This window comes from Phenylobacterium ferrooxidans (assembly GCF_042714595.1).
GTDB classification, from domain to species: domain Bacteria; phylum Pseudomonadota; class Alphaproteobacteria; order Caulobacterales; family Caulobacteraceae; genus Phenylobacterium; species Phenylobacterium ferrooxidans.
Map to the genome: position 1 here is coordinate 16,736 of NZ_JAOTJD010000008.1, position 15,476 is coordinate 32,211.

At 66.0% G+C, this 15,476-nt stretch carries 15 protein-coding genes; 2 read left to right on the forward strand and 13 right to left on the reverse strand.

The window, feature by feature from the left end; translation table 11 throughout:
* Positions 1–150: 150 nt before the first annotated feature.
* Positions 151–1,149, reverse strand: a complete 999-nt coding sequence (gene ftrA, locus OCL97_RS05925; protein ID WP_377368471.1) for a transcriptional regulator FtrA — start codon at positions 1,147–1,149, stop codon at positions 151–153.
* A gap of 164 nt (positions 1,150–1,313) precedes the next feature.
* On the opposite strand from ftrA, the gene OCL97_RS05930 reads away from it, so the two are divergent.
* Both OCL97_RS05930 and OCL97_RS05935 read left to right on the forward strand, forming a co-directional pair.
* Positions 1,314–1,718, forward strand: a complete 405-nt coding sequence (locus OCL97_RS05930; RefSeq protein WP_377368473.1) for a rhodanese-like domain-containing protein — start codon at positions 1,314–1,316, stop codon at positions 1,716–1,718.
* A gap of 98 nt (positions 1,719–1,816) precedes the next feature.
* A complete protein-coding gene (locus OCL97_RS05935) occupies positions 1,817–2,191 on the forward strand; it encodes a GNAT family N-acetyltransferase (protein ID WP_377368475.1) in 375 nt (124 codons plus the stop codon).
* Positions 2,192–2,219: 28 nt separating this feature from the next.
* Here OCL97_RS05935 and OCL97_RS05940 read toward each other — a convergent pair whose 3' ends face one another.
* From OCL97_RS05940 to OCL97_RS05995, 12 genes are all read right to left on the reverse strand, one after another.
* Positions 2,220–3,323, reverse strand: coding sequence for a response regulator (locus tag OCL97_RS05940; protein ID WP_377368477.1), 1,104 nt, complete (start codon positions 3,321–3,323; stop codon positions 2,220–2,222).
* Between the two features lie 159 nt (positions 3,324–3,482).
* Complete coding sequence (locus OCL97_RS05945) at positions 3,483–3,956, reverse strand: XdhC family protein (protein WP_377368479.1); 474 nt, start codon at positions 3,954–3,956, stop codon at positions 3,483–3,485.
* 19 nt (positions 3,957–3,975) lie between these two features.
* Positions 3,976–5,829, reverse strand: a complete 1,854-nt coding sequence (locus tag OCL97_RS05950; RefSeq protein ID WP_377368481.1) for a phosphoenolpyruvate carboxykinase (GTP) — start codon at positions 5,827–5,829, stop codon at positions 3,976–3,978.
* Positions 5,830–6,172: 343 nt separating this feature from the next.
* On the reverse strand, positions 6,173–8,608 hold the full coding sequence (locus tag OCL97_RS05955; protein WP_377368483.1) for a TonB-dependent receptor plug domain-containing protein: 2,436 nt from the start codon (positions 8,606–8,608) through the stop codon (positions 6,173–6,175).
* Between the two features lie 659 nt (positions 8,609–9,267).
* A complete protein-coding gene (locus OCL97_RS05960) occupies positions 9,268–11,628 on the reverse strand; it encodes a TonB-dependent receptor (RefSeq protein ID WP_377368485.1) in 2,361 nt (786 codons plus the stop codon).
* A gap of 46 nt (positions 11,629–11,674) precedes the next feature.
* On the reverse strand, positions 11,675–12,649 hold the full coding sequence (locus OCL97_RS05965) for a FecR family protein (protein ID WP_377368487.1): 975 nt from the start codon (positions 12,647–12,649) through the stop codon (positions 11,675–11,677).
* A 97-nt stretch (positions 12,650–12,746) separates the two neighbouring features.
* Positions 12,747–13,289, reverse strand: coding sequence for a sigma-70 family RNA polymerase sigma factor (locus OCL97_RS05970; RefSeq protein ID WP_377368489.1), 543 nt, complete (start codon positions 13,287–13,289; stop codon positions 12,747–12,749).
* A gap of 379 nt (positions 13,290–13,668) precedes the next feature.
* Positions 13,669–13,803, reverse strand: coding sequence for a hypothetical protein (locus tag OCL97_RS05975; protein ID WP_305337911.1), 135 nt, complete (start codon positions 13,801–13,803; stop codon positions 13,669–13,671).
* A gap of 241 nt (positions 13,804–14,044) precedes the next feature.
* Positions 14,045–14,458 carry a helix-turn-helix domain-containing protein gene (locus OCL97_RS05980; protein WP_377368491.1) on the reverse strand — a complete coding sequence of 138 codons (414 nt, stop codon included), beginning with the start codon at positions 14,456–14,458 and terminating at the stop codon, positions 14,045–14,047.
* 156 nt (positions 14,459–14,614) lie between these two features.
* The gene (locus OCL97_RS05985; RefSeq protein ID WP_377368493.1) at positions 14,615–14,803 is read right to left on the reverse strand and encodes a hypothetical protein; all 189 of its coding nucleotides are present in this window, start codon (positions 14,801–14,803) and stop codon (positions 14,615–14,617) included.
* Entirely contained in the window at positions 14,804–15,037 is a 234-nt protein-coding gene (locus OCL97_RS05990; protein WP_377368495.1) for a hypothetical protein, read from the reverse strand. It abuts the gene before it with no gap.
* Positions 15,038–15,056: 19 nt separating this feature from the next.
* Positions 15,057–15,434 carry a hypothetical protein gene (locus tag OCL97_RS05995; RefSeq protein WP_377368497.1) on the reverse strand — a complete coding sequence of 126 codons (378 nt, stop codon included), beginning with the start codon at positions 15,432–15,434 and terminating at the stop codon, positions 15,057–15,059.
* Positions 15,435–15,476: the final 42 nt, after the last annotated feature.

The following is a 15,476-nucleotide window of genomic DNA, read 5'->3' on the forward strand; positions in this document are numbered from 1 at the left end:
AAGATCATGCGGGCGCCAGGCCAGGCGCTCCTGCAACGCGAGCTCGCTCGGCAGGAACATGACCGCGGCTGCGGCCCCCATTCGCCTCCGCCTGCGCGTGCCGGTTCGAAGCCCAACCACCTTGGTGGAGCCTGGCCGTGGCCTCGAAAGCTAGGCCGCCGCGGGGCCAAGTGCGGCGGCCGCGACGCCGAACCGGTCCCTGTAGGCCGCGGGGCTCAGGCCCAGGCGGCTGCGGAAATGGTGGCGCAGGGTGGTGGCCGCCCCAAAACCGCTCTCGGCCGCCACCTGTTCGATGCTCAGGTCTGTGGTCTCCAGGAGGTCGCGGGCGCGATCCACCCGCACCGCCACGAGCCAGGCGCCCGGGGCCATTCCCGTCGTCTCTCGGAACCGGCGGATGAAGGTGCGCTCACTCATCGCCGCGCGCGCCGCCAGCTGCTGGATGCTCGGCGACCCTTGGGGCTCCTCCTGAAGTTCGGCGATCAACTGCGACAGACGTCCGCCGGCGCTCGGCGCCAGCGGGCGCTCGATGAACTGGGCCTGGCCTCCATCCCGGTGCGGGGCGATCACCAGCCGGCGCGCCACCTGGTTGGCGATCCGGGCCCCGAAGTCCCGCCGCACCAGGTGCAGGCAGAGATCCAGGCCCGCGGCGCTGCCGGCCGAGGTGAGGATCTGCCCCTCGTCGACATAGAGGACATTGGGGTCCACCTCGATGCGCGGATAGCGCTGGCGCAGGGTCTCGGCATACCGCCAATGGGTCGTGGCCCGGCGGCCATCCAGCAGGCCAGCCGCCGCCAGGACAAAGACGCCTGAGCAGATCGTCACCAGCCGCGTCCCCCCGGCATAGGCGGCGCGCAGCGCGGCCACGAGCTCGGCGCTGGGCTGAACGTCGGCGCCCTTCCACCCGGGCACCACCACCGTCCCCGCGCCCTTCAGCACTTCCAGCCCACCGGACGCCTCAAACCTCAGCCCGCCCATCGCTGTGATCGGACCAGACTCCACGGCCGCGGTGGCGAAGCTGTACCAGTCGGGGCCTACCTCCGGACGCGGCAGGCCGAACACCTCGGCCGCGCAGCCGAATTCGAAGCTGCACAGGTTGTCGTAGACCAGGGCGACCACGCTCCGGTTCGGGGGCGTTGTGTCTGTGGGCATCGGTTTCGGTCTCCTTGCTCCAAGCCTTCAACGGTCGCCGCCCGGCTCGGCAATCGGGGCGAAGGCGTTTGGCGTGATCTTAGCGGAGCTTGGCGATCGCGCCGATTGTGATCGTGGCCTGGGCGTCGGACCGTAGGGCGACGCTTACAGAGGAGACGTCCGCCATGACCAACGCCGTAAGCCAGGTTCCCCCCGCTGATCCCCAGGCCGCGCTCGAGCATTTCGAGCGCGAGTTCCAGTTTGAAACCGATTGCTGGGACGTGCACGACGCGCTGGCCTCGGGCGATCCTGGCTTTGTGCTCCTGGATGTCCGCAGCCCCGCCCTCTTCGCCACGGGTCACGTGCCCGGCGCGACAAACCTTCCCCACGGCAAGATCATCGCCTCGCGAATGGATGCCTATCCCGCCGATACGCTCTTCGTCGTCTACTGCGCCGGGACCCACTGCAACGGCGCGGCGCGGGGTGCGGTGAGGCTCGCCCGACTTGGCCGCAAGGTGAAGCGGATGGACGGCGGCGTCACCGGTTGGATCGACGAGGGTTTCGATCTCGCCGTGCCAGTCCCGGCATGAAGGCTCGACCGGAGGTTGGCGTCCGCCTCCTGGTCCCAGGAGACCTCCCGGGTCTCCTGTCCCTGATGGCGGAGCATGCCGCCTTCGAAGGAGGCCAGGTGACGACCAAGGCGGCGCAACTGTCGCGCGCCGTCTTCGGGCTACCGCCCCGCCTGTTCGCGTGGGTGGCCGGGGACGGAGCCGACCTGCTGGGCTACGCGGCGGCCAGCCGCGAGTTCAGCGCCTGGCGGGGCCGGGATTATCTGCACATGGACTGCCTGTTCGTCAGCGCGGCCGCCCGCAATCGCCGCGTCGGGGCACGATTGGCTGATGCGGTCATCGGGTTCGCCAGGGCCCAGGGGCTCGATGAAGTCCAATGGCAGACCCCGGCCTGGAACCTCGACGCCGTGCGCTTCTATGAAAGACTGGGCGCCCTCGGAGACCAGAAGGTGCGGTTCTCGCTCGACTGCGCGCGCGAGGTCCGCCCGGCATAGGATGTCGCCATCCGGCTCGGCGAGCCGATCAGCAGGCCGCGACGCGCTCGGCCTGCTGATCGCCAGCCTCGATCGCCTCGGCGATGGCCTGGAAGAGCTTGGCCGCGTCGATGGGCTTGGCCACGAAACCATCCATGCCGACGGCTAGGTATTCCACGGTCTGGTGGGCCATGGCGTTGGCGGTCAGGGCGATGATCGGCGTGCGCGCGCGGCCGCTGCGGGCCTCGTCGGCGCGAATAGCGACAGTCGCGCTCGGGCCGTCCATGAGCGGCATCTGGACATCCATAAGGATGAGGTCCCAGTCATGGGCGCGCCAGGCCTCCAGGACCTGCTGCCCATCGCCCACCACGAAAACCTCGACTCCCACCTGCTGCAACAGGGTCTTGAGCACCAGCTGATTGACCGAGTTGTCCTCCGCGGCCAGCACGCGCAAGGCGCGTTCCGGCTCCAGTGTGGCGACGCCACCACCGGTCTCTATCGGGGCGGCCTCGGCGGACTTATGGCCGATCCGCTCCAGGGGAAGGACGACGCGGAATGTCGAGCAGCGCCCCTCGGCGCTGGTCAGCCAGGTGAGGCTGGCCTGCAGCACCCGCATCTCGCGATCGGAGACCATCACCGAGGCTGGAACCGCCTTCACGAAAGCTGAGAGGGCCGACTGGGTCTCTTCCAATTCCAGGGCGCCCAGCTGGCGGAAGCATTCGTCCGCAACGAACTCCGCCAGCTGCTGCAGCATCCGCAACTTCATGGCGTCGAAGGGCTTGGGATGCAGGCCCAGAACCGAGAGCACCCCGATCACCTCGCCGTCGCGGCTGAGGACCGGGACACCGAGGTAGAATCGCAGGTGATCGCCACCCACGACCAGGGGATGACCAGCGGAGACGGGGTGGTCAGTCAGATCCTCAACCCAGAGCGGGGCGCCCGAGCTGATCACCTGTTCGGCCAGCACACTGGTCTTCGGCAGCCGGCCCTCGGGATCGCGGCTGCGCCACATGCGACCCTGGTGGACGATGGCCAGGACCGCGGCATAGCCGTCGAACATGGCGACGGCCATATCGGTCGCGCGATCGAAAACGGGCTGTGAACCCGCCAGGCCGAAAGGGAGGCCGCGATGCGGAGGTAGGTTTGCCGACACCTCGGTGGTGATCCTTCCCGATTTTCGGCAAGCCTATGATTGGGACGCTTAATTTGCGGTTCACCGAACATCAGCACGGCCGCGGCGCGCCGCCGCAGACCGTGAGCAGCGAGGCGTAGCGCCACAATCGGGCGCGCGATCCTGAGGCGAAGGCGCCGCCTACTCCGGGTTGTCGTCCTGTAGAACCTGCAGCACCTGGGCCGCCACCGAGACAGCGATCACCTCGGGCGCCCGGCCATGGAGTTCGGGGATGCCGATGGGGCATTGCAGGCGGGCGACCTGGCCAGGCGAGACACCCGCTTGCGACAGCGCCGCGAGGATCTCGTCGCGCTTCTTGCGGGAGCCGATCATACCGCAGTACCGGAACCGCCCGGCCGTCAGGACGGCCTGGGCGATGCGGCCGTCCAGCTCATGGCTGGCGCTGGCGATCAGGACGTAGTCCCCGTCTTCCAGGCAGCCGGCCACCTCCACCAGCTCGTCCTCGCTGAGGATCGTGGCGTGGTCGGCGTTGTGGGGCCGAGTGTCGTAGGCCTCCACCTCGAAGGGCAACAGCGCGAACTGGCGCGCGAAGGCCGAACCGGCCGGGCCCGCGCCGAAGATGGCCAGGCGCGGTCGCCGGGGCGGCAAGGTCATGGCGCGCGCCGCCCGCTGTCTATTCCGCGACCATCATGGCCGGGCGGGCGGCCTGGGCCAGCCGGGCCACCAGGGCCTCGTGCTGGCTCCAAAGCGCCTTGGGCAGGTGGTCGCCGAACTTCTCATAGGCCGGCGGGATCAGCGCCGCCTCCTCCTGCCAGACCGCCGGATCGACGGTAAGCAGCAGGTTCAGCTGGGCCTCAGTCAGGCTGAGCCCGGAGAGATCGAGGCTCTCCGGGGTCGGCACGCGGCCTATGGGGGTGTCGGTGGCGGCGGCCTCGCCCTCCAGCCGGCCGAAGATCCACTTGAGCACGCGGCTGTTCTCGCCATAGCCCGGCCAGACGAACTTGCCCTTCTCGTCCTTGCGGAACCAGTTGACGAAGTAGATTTTCGGCAGCTTGGCGGCGTCGGCCTTGGTGCCCATCTTGAGCCAGTGGGCGAAGTAATCCCCCATGTTGTAGCCGCAGAACGGAAGCATGGCGAAGGGGTCGCGGCGCAGTTCGCCGATCTTGTTCTCCGCCGCCGCCGTGCCTTCCGAGGCCACGTTGGAGGCCAGGAAGACGCCGTGGGCCCAGTCGAAGGCTTCGGTCACCAGCGGCACGGCGCTGGCGCGGCGGCCGCCGAACAGGATGGCCGAAATCGGCACGCCCTTGGGATCTTCCCATTCCGAGGCGATCACCGGGCACTGAGCCGCGGGCACCGTGAAGCGGGCGTTGGGGTGGGCGGCAGGTTCGCCGCTCTCGGGCGACCAGGGCCGGCCCTTCCAGTCGGTGAGGCCTTCCGGCGGGGTCTCGGTGAGGCCCTCCCACCAGACGTCGCCGTCAGAGGTGAGCGCCACATTGGTGAAGACGCTGTTGGAATGCAGGGAGTCCACGGCGTTCTTGTTTGTCTCGATCCCGGTGCCAGGCGCCACGCCGAAGAAGCCGGCCTCCGGATTGATCGCATAGAGGCGGCCGTCGTCGCCGAACCGCATCCAGCAGATGTCGTCGCCGATGGTCTCGGCCTTCCAGCCCGGCAGGGTGGGCTGCAGCATGGCCATGTTGGTCTTGCCGCAGGCACTGGGGAAGGCCGCGGCGATGTAGCGTACGGAGCCCTCAGGCGAGGTCAGCTTGAGGATCAGCATGTGCTCGGCGAACCAGCCCTCGTCGCGAGCCATGACCGAGGCGATGCGCAGGGCGAAGCACTTCTTGCCCAGCAGCGCGTTGCCGCCGTAGCCGGAGCCGTAGGACCAGATCTCCCGGCTCTCAGGGAAGTGGACGATGTACTTGATCTCGTTGCAGGGCCAGGCGACGTCGGCCTGACCTTCAGCCAGCGGCATGCCCACCGAGTGGAGGGCCGGGACGAAGAAGCCCTCGTCGCCGATCTCCTTCAGGGCGCCGGCGCCCATGCGGGTCATGACGCGCATCGAGATGGCCACATAGGCGCTGTCGGTGATCTCGACGCCCAGCTGGCTGATCTTGGAGCCCAGCGGCCCCATGCTGAAGGGCACCACGTACATGGTGCGGCCCTTCATGCAGCCCTTGAACAGGTCCTGCAGATCGGCCCGCATCTCGGTGGGGTCGAGCCAGTTGTTGGTGGGGCCGGCGTCTTCCTCCTTCTCGGAGCAAATGAAGGTGCGGCTCTCGACGCGGGCGACGTCGCGGGGATCGGAGGCGGCGAAGAACGAGTTGGGGCGCTTGGCAGGGTTGAGGGGCTTCAGGGTGCCGCCGGCCACGAGTTCGGAGGTCAGGGCCGTCCATTCCGCTTCGGATCCGTCGCACCAGTAGACCCGGTCCGGCTGGGTCAGAGCGGCCGTCTGCTCCACCCAGGCGATGAGTTTGGCGTGTTTGGTCGGTGCGGGGAAAAGCCCCGGAATAGACGTGGTGGCGGTCAAAGCTAAAACTCCCAGCCGGCCCCAGACGCTGCAGCGCCTCAATATGGGTCCGATCCCTAATGAACCAAATTCTAAATGGCGAGAGCGCCCAAGCAAAGGTGGCGCCGAAATCTGTTGTTAAGCCGGGTGTTACGCCAGGGAAGCCGGAAATCACAGCCGGTTTGAGGATTATAAATATGACAATTTTGCTATTACACGCCGTGGCGTGCCGAGAGACCTGGGCGCTTCGCCTCCGCCGCTCGGCGCAATGACACCGGTGTCTATCGATACTTCGACATCTGAACGAAGAACGGCGCGGCGTTTGCACGCCGCGCCGTTCAGAACGCTCAGCGCAGGCTGAGGACTACCACTTGTAGCTCAGGCGGCCATAGACGAAGCGGCCGTTGAAGCCGAAGGGCGAGTAGCCCGGGAAGCCGATCGAGCCCGTCGCGCCGTTGATGCTGGTGGGTGTCGCGCGGGGGTACTCATCGAGGATGTTGTTGGCCCCAAGCGCCAGCGTCACACCCATCGGGAAGGTGTAACGCCCCTCCAGATCCACCAGGGTCGCCCGACCCGTGCCGATATCGAAGGCCGGATTGTTGCTGGGCGACAGGACACCGTCATAGTCGGTGACCTTGGTGCTGATGGCCAGGTTGTTCCGGGTCCAGTCGGCGCCGAACACCAGCTTGCGTTCCGGCGTGCCCTCTTCATAGGTCATGCGATTGGCGCGGTCGAAGAGGAAGGCCGGCTGCGGCAGGGCCGACAGGGTCGGCAGGGCCGGGGTCTTGGTGACTTCGGTGGAATTGAAGTTCGCCGCCGCTGTCAGGTCCAGGCGGCTGTCGCCCAGGTCCATACGGTAGCGGGCCACCACGTCGACGCCCTTGGTGGTCGTGTCCACGCCGTTGATGAAGAAGCGCGCGGCGCTGACGCCGAAGGGCGTCAACAGAGCCGTGATCGCCGCCGACGTCGCCGCGGGCGTGTTGGTGTTGGGCAGGTTCTCCGACAGGACGATGCGGTTTTCCAGGTCGATCTGGTAGGCGTCCACCGTCAGTTCGAAGGCGCCCGCGCGATAGACCATGCCAAGCGAGTAGTTGACCGAGGTTTCAGGCTCCAGCGGCTTGGCGCCAAGGGCGCGGGCCACGGGGCTGGACACCGGGAAGGTGCCCACCTCGATGAGCTGGAAGGTCGTCCCCACCAGCACGTTGTTGGTGGAGGTGTAGGTGAAGTACTGCTGCTGCAGGGCCGGAGCCTTGAAGCCGGTGGAGACCGCGCCACGCAGAGCGAAGGCCTCGTTGAAGTCATAGCGCAGGGCCAGCTTGCCGGTGCCCTTGCCGCCGAAGTCGGAATAGTCCTCGTAGCGGCCGGCGATGTCGAAGCCGAACTTCTCGGTCAGCTTGCCTTCGACGTCGACATAGACGGCGTAGTTATGACGCGAGACGTCGACCTCGTTGGCGGGACGGAACCCGGGGAAGCCCTGGGAGACGCCGGCCTTGGTGGGATCGGGACCCACCGTGTAGGAGGCCGCCTCCCCTGCGCCGATCCCGAAGGACTCGTCGCGGTACTCAAGACCGCCCGCCACGTTGAGTGGCTCCACCAGGCCGACATCGAAAGCGCGCGACAGGTTCAGGTCCACGATCCACTGGGCGTACTCGAGGGAGCCGGCCCGGAAGGTGCGCGGTGAGGCTGCGCCATAGGAGGCGTTGATCGAGTTGACGACCGTGTATTCCAGCTCGTTCTTGCCGTAGTTGGCCGACAGATCGACCTTCCAGCCGGCGGCCTCGCCCTTGACCCCGCCTTGCAGGGTCAGGTCGGTGATTTCAGTTTCGATCTGCGGCAGGAAGCCGCCCGGATAGACCGAGGGCACGTTGTTGGCGTTGTTGTAGGCGCGCGCGGTGGCCGCGGCGTTGGTGTCGCGGTGCTGGTAGCCCGCGAAACCATAGACCGACCAGGTGTCGTTCAGCGGCAGGCCCGCATTGGCGAAGACCGTGTAGCTCTCCACCTTCGGATCGCCGTAGCGGCCGATGATGCGGCCCGGGTTGTAGAGCGGCAGGGCGACGCGGTCGGCATAGTCGGACCGGTTGGTGGCGTTACGCTTCACATACTCGCCCGACACCGTCAGGAAGCCGTCGTCGCCAAGGCCGAAGCCCTGCCAGGCGGCGAAGGACTGGGTGACCCCGTCATTGGCGTCGCGCTTGCCGCGCGCCGTGCGCACAGTGGTGTTGTAGACGCCGTAGTTGTAGGTGGCGCCGCCGCCGGAGGCGGCCTCCCGCAGGCGGATGTTCATCACCCCGGCGATGGCGTCGGCGCCGTACTGGGCCGAGGCGCCGTCCCGCAGGATCTCGACGCGATCGACGGTGACGGTGGGGATGGTGTTGAGGTCGAAGGCGGTGGAGCCACGGCCGATGGAGCCATTCACCGCCACCAGGGCCGAGACGTGGCCGCGCATGCCGTTGACCAGCACCAGGGTCTGGTCAGGGGCCAAGCCGCGCAGGGTGGCGGGCCGGACGTGGTCGGTGCCGTCGGTGATGGCCGGGCGGGGGAAGTCCAGGGCCGGCGTCAAATTGGCCAGGGCCTGGGCCAGTTCGGTGGACGCGCCCTGACGGCTGATCGCCTCGGCGCCGATCACGTCGACGGGAGCCAGGGTGTCGAGCCGCGAACGGCCAACCGTGCGCGTGCCGGTGACGACCAACTCCTCGACATTGGCTTCACCAGAGGCCGAGCCTGAGGTTTGGGCGGTGGCGGCCCCAGCCCAGAGGGCGGCGACAGAGGCGGCGGCGAAGAGAAGGCGGCGATGGCGCATTTTGGAAACCCCAGGATCATCCGGACTCGGCGGATTGTTGTGCCGCTTCTAGTCCCTCTCGCCTCGCGCTGGGGGCGTATTTTTACAACAACTGCCAGAAACTTCGCAGTCGTGTTGCAGTCAAGCCAGAGCTTCGAGGGATCAGAATTTCACTTTCCCCTTAGTGACGCTTGTTTTGGATTGGACAGACGCCCGCCGTTTGGCGGCGCCGCCCCGACCTGCGTAGACGTCATCAGGCCGGGGCTATGCAGCTCGTGTTGGCGACTGGAGAACCAACAAAGCATCACGTGAAACAGCCGTGGCTGTTGCACGACCCCAGCCCGTCCGGGGGCTAGTCGGCCAAGCTGCGATTGGGCAAGTTAGCACCCTCTGGGGTTAACAACATATGGCGCATTCGCGCAGGGGCTTATCCGTGCCCCGCCCAGCGGTCCGCTGCAGAGCTCCACCGCGGCGGCCGAGCGCGGCCCCAGCCGCTCTCCTCAGCGGGGCCGCGCTCATCCTGGCGCCGCCCGTGCGAACCGGGTCCGCGGCGGGTGACACTCTGCCGCGGCTCATAGCCGATGAGCCGGGGTCTGACCCCGAGGCCCCTCCAGTGGGTCTTGGTGTCCCTTGCAAGACGGCGCTAACCCTGACCATCCCTACCTGCCGCAGAATTCTTTTTAGAAGGCTGTGGAAAGGGTCATGCCAATGGTGCGCGGCCGCTGTGGTGTGACCTGCCGGACCTGGCTGAAACTGAAGGGATTTCCGTAGGCGAAAGTGTCGCTGTAGGCGTTGGCCGGATTGGAGATGAAGAGCTCGGCGCCGGTTCGGCGGCCCCGAACTCCGACCGAAATTTTCGCCCTGACGTAACCCCCCATCTCCGGAGAGAGCGCCGGATCAAAGCTTACCCTTGAACGACCCACATAGTTGGCCTCGCCCACCAGCCGCAGCGTCAGGTCTCGGAAGACAGGGCGCTGGTAGATCGCCAGGACCCCGCCAGAGAAACCTGGTGCGCCCGGCAGCCCCCTGGTGAGTTCTGGCGCGTAGTCTGGATTGACGCGAATAATCCGCGTTTGCGAGAGCAGCCCATTGGCCTGCACCGTCAGGCCCATGTCCCATCGGTAACTGAGTTCGGCCTCAAACCCCGCGACCCGCGCGTCACCCACGTTTGCGGTGTACGGGATCCCCGACGGCCGAAACTGGTCGGTCTGGATGTTCTTCCACACATCATAGAACAGCGCTGAATGGGCCACGAGGCGACCGTCAAAGGCGTGGAGCTTGGCGCCAAGCTCATAGTTGCGCAGGCGATCAGGCCCGAAGGTTTCGCGTGCGGTCGCCAGCGGCCTGGCGCCGCCGGAATTGAGGCCGCCGGCCCGGAAGCCCTCGGAAATCACCGCATAGATCAGGTCTCCGGGTGACACTTGCCACTGCAGCGAAACCTTGGGTGAAACGCCGGAAAAGTCCGCCCGACGCTCAAAGGACCTTGGCGCAAAACGTTCAGACACCACATCGGACGTGGTCTTGCGGTTTATACTAAAAGCACGCCCGCCCACGGCCAGCGTCCACCCAGGCGTGATCTCCAGGGCGGCCTCGCCATAGGCCGCCAGTTCAAAAATCCGGTCGCGCCGGTCATCGCGATAGACCGTGGCGAGAGGACCTATCGGTCCCCGCGCCATCAGAGTGGCGGGCGAGTCTTCGACCGTGTCGGATCCATAGAGGCCGGCCAGCCATTGGAAGGGGCCCGCGCCACGCGAGGTCAGGACGAAATCCTGACTGAACATCTCGGTGCGCGCGGCGTCAGAATAGATCGCTCGCTCCGAGCCATTGGCTGTGTACAGGCTCGCGACCGCCGAAGCGTCGTAGATGCTGGAGTACTTATGGCGCACGAGCCCCGTTGAGGAGACGAGCTCGCCCCACCCCCAGGCCCCCCGAACCGTCGCGGCGAGCAGCCCGATGCTGCTGCCGTGCGGCTCAGCGACCCGGTGGGCGCGGTGAAGGCCCGATGCTCGGGCCGTGTAGTGGGTGTCATCAGACTTCAGGTTCTGCACGGTCCCAGCAAGATCCACTGTCCAGATATCGTTGGGCTGGAAGCTGACGGACAGGCGACCGCCGTAGCGTCGGGTGCGGTCGACGTCGGCGCGCCCCAGGTTGATGTCATCAAGATATCCGCCCTGCAGCTCATGGTAGGCCGACATGCGCAGCCCGCCGTCGCCATCAAACAGTGGGAGATTGGCGTAGCCTTCCAGCTCGCCACTCGGCGCGCCGTCCTGCGTCCAGGACGTCGAGGCTGAGACCTCCGCGGATCTGCGCGCCGGGTCGGGTTTGCGGGTGACGATCCGGTAGATGCCGCTGAGCGAGCCTCCGCCGTAGAGCGCGCCCTGCGGCCCGCGCACCACTTCGATTCGTTCCACATCCACAAGGCGCAGGTCCGGATCCGGGGCGTTGTAGTTAATCGGCGTATTGTCGAGATAGGTCCCCACCGTCGAGCGCGACCGGCCTGTGAAGGCGCCGTCCGACAGACCCCGCAGGATGAGCTTGTCCCGGCTTGGCCCCAAGTTGGTGGTCAAGACACCCGCAAGCTGCCCCGAAGTCTCACCGGGATCTGCCGCCCCGGTCGCTGCGAGTTGCTCGGCGGAAATGACGCTCACCGCCACCGCCAAGCGCTGGGTGCTCTGAACCCGTTTGGTCGCGGTGACGAGGACCTCCGAGACGGAGACCGGAGGGGTTGGAGTCATCGCGGCCGTGGCGGCCGCAGCCGCACTTACCTGCACAGAGCGGGAGCCCAGGACGCGCCAGCTGCACGGCGAGTCGGCCAGCAAACGGCCCAGCGCCTCTGGCACGGTGTAGGCGCCCTTCAGCGCCGCCGCGACCCCGCCGCCGCAGGCCGAAGCGCCGAGCAGCGAGACATCGGCCTGTAAGGCCAGGTCGATGAGGGATTCCGAATAGGGCTTGGCGTCAATGTCAAAGCGCACCCGCTCGGGCGCCGCCTCAGCCCCGCCCGCCGCAAAGACCAATGCGGACGCGCAGACGAAACCGCCCAAAACTGACCAACACTGATGGATCGGACGTCCCCCGCCGGATCGGCGCCTATTTTCTACGAAGCACGACGCCTTCGGGGGAGGTTATCGCCGTAATCGGCAACATTAAAGCCAGTCGTCCGACGACTTCGGATTGGCTGTCCATCACCAGGACCCCGGAAATAGGTGTCCGGCCAAGTTCCGGGTCGGCGATGATGATGGGTTTGGCGAATTGTCGGTTGAGGTCGGCGACCACATTGGACAGCGGCTCGTCGCGATAAACCATCCGTCCCGTGCGCCAACTGAACGCCACCGATGGTTCGATAGTGCTGAGGCGCGCTTGGTTCGCCTCGCCAATCGCCAACCGTTGGCCGGGGCGCAGAACATAGGTGCGGCTTGGCGCCCCTTTCGGATCAGGGGTGACTTCGACAACACCACGCCCAACCGTGACGGACAAACCGCCGTCACGGTGACGGACATCGAACTGGGTGCCCACCACCCGAACGACGTGGCCGCCGCTGTTGATGGTGAAGGGGCGACCGGGTTCGGCGGCCACATCGAAAATGGCTTCCCCCTCCCCCATCACCACGCGACGTTCGTCGCGGGAGAGAGTCACGACGAGCTTGGTCTCGGCGTTGAGCTCGACCTTGGATCCGTCGGCCAAGGTCACGGCTCGGCGCTGGCCGGTGGCCGTCGCATAGGTCTCAGTCACGGGCGTCGACGTCAGGGACGGGAGGACCGCCAGCACCAAGGCGGCCGCCGCGGCCGCACTGGCCGCCCCAGCCATCCATCGGCGCCTCAGTTGCTTGGCGCGGTGATGCTGGACGCGAGCGAGCTCGCGAACAATGTCTTGGCCAGAGGCCCCCACACTGTTCCAGACCGCCAGCGCCTGGTCATAGGCCAGGGCGTTTTCCGTGGCTGCATCCAACCAGGCGTCGAAGGCTTGCGCGTCGGCTGAGGTCAGGTCGTCGCTTTGCAGGCGCGCGATCCAGTCGCTGGCTTGCGCCAACGGCTCTTGCTCTCTGCCTTGGAGATCGCCGATCATCGGCCCACCTGCTCGATCCAAGCCGTAAGGGCGTGATCGAGAATTAAACGCCGCTGTAGCGCCCGATCCCCCCGTCCCATTCGAAATTGTGACAGGCTCATGGTCGCAGCTTTCGGATCAGCGTGCGCAAAGCCACGCTGACGTGCTTCTCTACCGCCTTGACGGAGACGCCCATGACCTGCGCCGTCTGGATCTGGCTCAGCCCCTCCAGCTTGTGCAGGCGAAACGCCCGGCCCATCTGCGGCGGCAACTCGGCGACCGCGTCGATAAGCTGGCTAAGCCTTTGGCGTGAGACAATCACTTCGTCGGCGGCGGGCGCGTCATCGATCTCCGCGCCACCGAGGTCTGTTCGCGCCACCATGCGCCATCCGGCGTCGCGGTTGGCCGAGCGTTGCGCGGCGCGCGCACGATCCAGCATAAGATTTGTAGCGATGCGGTAGAGCAACGCGACCGGCGCCCACGTCTCAAGCGGGTCCTCGCGGGTTGATAGCTTCAGATAGAGGTCCTGAGCGAGGTCCTCGGCAGCTTCCAGCGAACCTGTACGCGCCGCGAAGAAGCGCACCAGATTGGTCCGCTTCTCGAAATAGGCGCGCAACAGCGCGCTCTGCCCCTCATCCCTGGACGGCCCCGATGTGTTCAAGATCGTCCCGATTGCTCCAGTTGGCGACCTACACGGCGCTCGTTCATCAGGGCGCCTATTCCTGTCGGTCGCCAGGGTAGGGATCGGAGCTGTGTTGCGATAGCGGGCTCTCGCATCAGGGCATCTCAGCCGGAAACGGCTCAGCGCCGCCACACAAGGGCTGGCTGGCCCGAACCAGGCGTCTCAGCTAAGCGCGGATTGAGACCGCCTCAGCTCGGCGATGGCGCAGATGATGTCGTCCTATGCGACGAATGCATCCAAATCAGATGCATTGGTGGACGTCCCGAGGGTGATCTTGCGCAGCCAATGCAGTGGCCAGCATATCTCCACCTGGGATGCGATCCGGAGAGGTGACGGAACGGTCAAGGCGACCAGCTCGCTATGGCCCGGTCAGACGTTCGATGGCCGAGAGCTGGGCCTGTTGCAGCGCCTGCCCGGCCAGGAAGATGGCCCCAGACATGACTCCGCCCAAGGTCGAGTATTCCACAGTGCTGAGGCCACGCTGGTCAGCCATCAGGGCGCGGAGCGCCCGGATAGGAGCGGACCAAGATGAAAAGGCATGCGGGAATTCGAAGATTTTGTTTAGCACGTACGTCGCCTGAACAACTGCTGTGTTGTTCAAATTACGTTTTCGACCCTAAAGGCCGGACAACGGACGTAGTTTCATTAGTATGACGACGGCCGACGCAGGCAACATCTTGTAAACTATGGCGATGTCGCCGAGGGCCGAAGGCCTGCCCCGGTTCAGTCGGGGATCAGCGCGCGATCAGGCCTCCGATCTCATCGACGATGTCCAACTCGCTCCAGTGACCGTTCAGGCGATAGGAGCCGTCGGCCTGCAAGGTGATATAGCCGAGCTCCTGAAGGGTCTGAAGCCGACGCCGAACGGTCTGGCGTGGGATTCCCGTCATGTCTGAAAGCGCAGTCGCCGACAGGACTGCGCTGAAGGGGGCGTCGCCGAAGGTGGTCCCGCCGCCGTAGGCCCGCTGCTGTTCGGCGAGACCGGCGAGGTTGAAGGCCGACATGATCTGGAAGGCAGCCACATCCAGGCCCTTCTTCTTCCGAAGCATGACGAAGAAGCTGAACATCCGGGTGGAGATGCGCAGGCGCTGAGCGATGGTCTCCCCCCCCGGCGACGGGTGCGCCTGAGGCTCCAAAATCAGTTTCATGGCATTGTTGAACGAAATGACCGCGCCCCCCCGAACGATGTTCTCTCGGGACAAGGCGTCACAGTGCGACCCGACTCACAAGCCTATGGCAGCACGTCGTTACTCATTATGTGGGACAAACAACCTTTGGCTGAGCCCAACTCCACCTGACGTGGTTTAACCCACGCTTGGATTGTCTCTCAACAACTCCACTTGGCTGTGGAGTTTCTGAAACGTGCCGTCCTCGACGGCGATGGAAACCTGAGTCGCGGCGGTCAAGAGCGCGCCGACAGCGCCCGGCGCGGAGGCCTCTAGGCCCGCCAGAAACCCCATGAACGAGATCAGCAGAACCTGGATCCCCAGCATCTATGCCGGTCCCGTGGGGCAGGAGACTGGCAGCGGTTGGCCGGCTTCAGCGGCGGAGAGGCAGCGCGCCTCCACCACCAGATTCGTGAGTCGCTCGGCATAGGCCTTGACCGCCGGGCCGGCGACGTAACCGCCGGCGATCAAAGCCACCCCCAAGGTCGCCAGCACGATGGTGGCCTCGACGGAGGCCACGCCACGCCCGTCCCTCAGAAAGTTGCCAAGCAAGGCTCGCATCGCGATGAGACCCTTCAGCCTACGCCGGTTTGGGCGCCGGCGCCTTCCTGGGCGGCGGCAGCTTCTTGGCCAGCTTCACCTTGGTCGGCGCCTTCTTAAGCTTGGCAAGCTGAGCCTTGGTCGGCACCTTCTTAAGCTTGGCAAGCTGAGCCTTGGTCGGCTTCTTCTTAAGCTTGGCAAGCTGAGCCTTGGTCGGCTTCTTCTTAAGCTTGGCAAGCTGAGCCTTGGTCGGCGCCTTCTTAAGCTTGGCAATCGCTTTTTTGGTCGGCGGCTTCTTGACCTTGGGCAAAACCTTGCCGGCGACCTTGGCTTCCGCAGGCGTCGCAATCGGGACGACCGTCGCCGTAGTGAACATCAATGCTGAGGCCAGCACCATCGCGCGCAAAGCTGGTTTCATAACGCCCCCCAAATCTCGAGCTGGCGCGTCACGCGCCACATC

Bases quoted from the DNA above. Each gene is read 5' to 3' on its own strand.
- ftrA (WP_377368471.1), bottom strand. From the start codon at position 1,149: ATGCCCACAGACACAACGCCCCCGAACCGGAGCGTGGTCGCCCTGGTC.
- OCL97_RS05930 (WP_377368473.1), top strand. From the start codon at position 1,314: ATGACCAACGCCGTAAGCCAGGTTCCCCCCGCTGATCCCCAGGCCGCG.
- OCL97_RS05945 (WP_377368479.1), bottom strand. From the start codon at position 3,956: ATGACCTTGCCGCCCCGGCGACCGCGCCTGGCCATCTTCGGCGCGGGC.
- OCL97_RS05955 (WP_377368483.1), bottom strand. From the start codon at position 8,608: ATGCGCCATCGCCGCCTTCTCTTCGCCGCCGCCTCTGTCGCCGCCCTC.
- OCL97_RS05965 (WP_377368487.1), bottom strand. From the start codon at position 12,649: ATGATCGGCGATCTCCAAGGCAGAGAGCAAGAGCCGTTGGCGCAAGCC.
- OCL97_RS05975 (WP_305337911.1), bottom strand. From the start codon at position 13,803: ATGGCTGACCAGCGTGGCCTCAGCACTGTGGAATACTCGACCTTGGGC.
- OCL97_RS05980 (WP_377368491.1), bottom strand. From the start codon at position 14,458: ATGAAACTGATTTTGGAGCCTCAGGCGCACCCGTCGCCGGGGGGGGAG.
- OCL97_RS05985 (WP_377368493.1), bottom strand. From the start codon at position 14,803: ATGCTGGGGATCCAGGTTCTGCTGATCTCGTTCATGGGGTTTCTGGCG.
- OCL97_RS05990 (WP_377368495.1), bottom strand. From the start codon at position 15,037: ATGCGAGCCTTGCTTGGCAACTTTCTGAGGGACGGGCGTGGCGTGGCC.
- OCL97_RS05995 (WP_377368497.1), bottom strand. From the start codon at position 15,434: ATGAAACCAGCTTTGCGCGCGATGGTGCTGGCCTCAGCATTGATGTTC.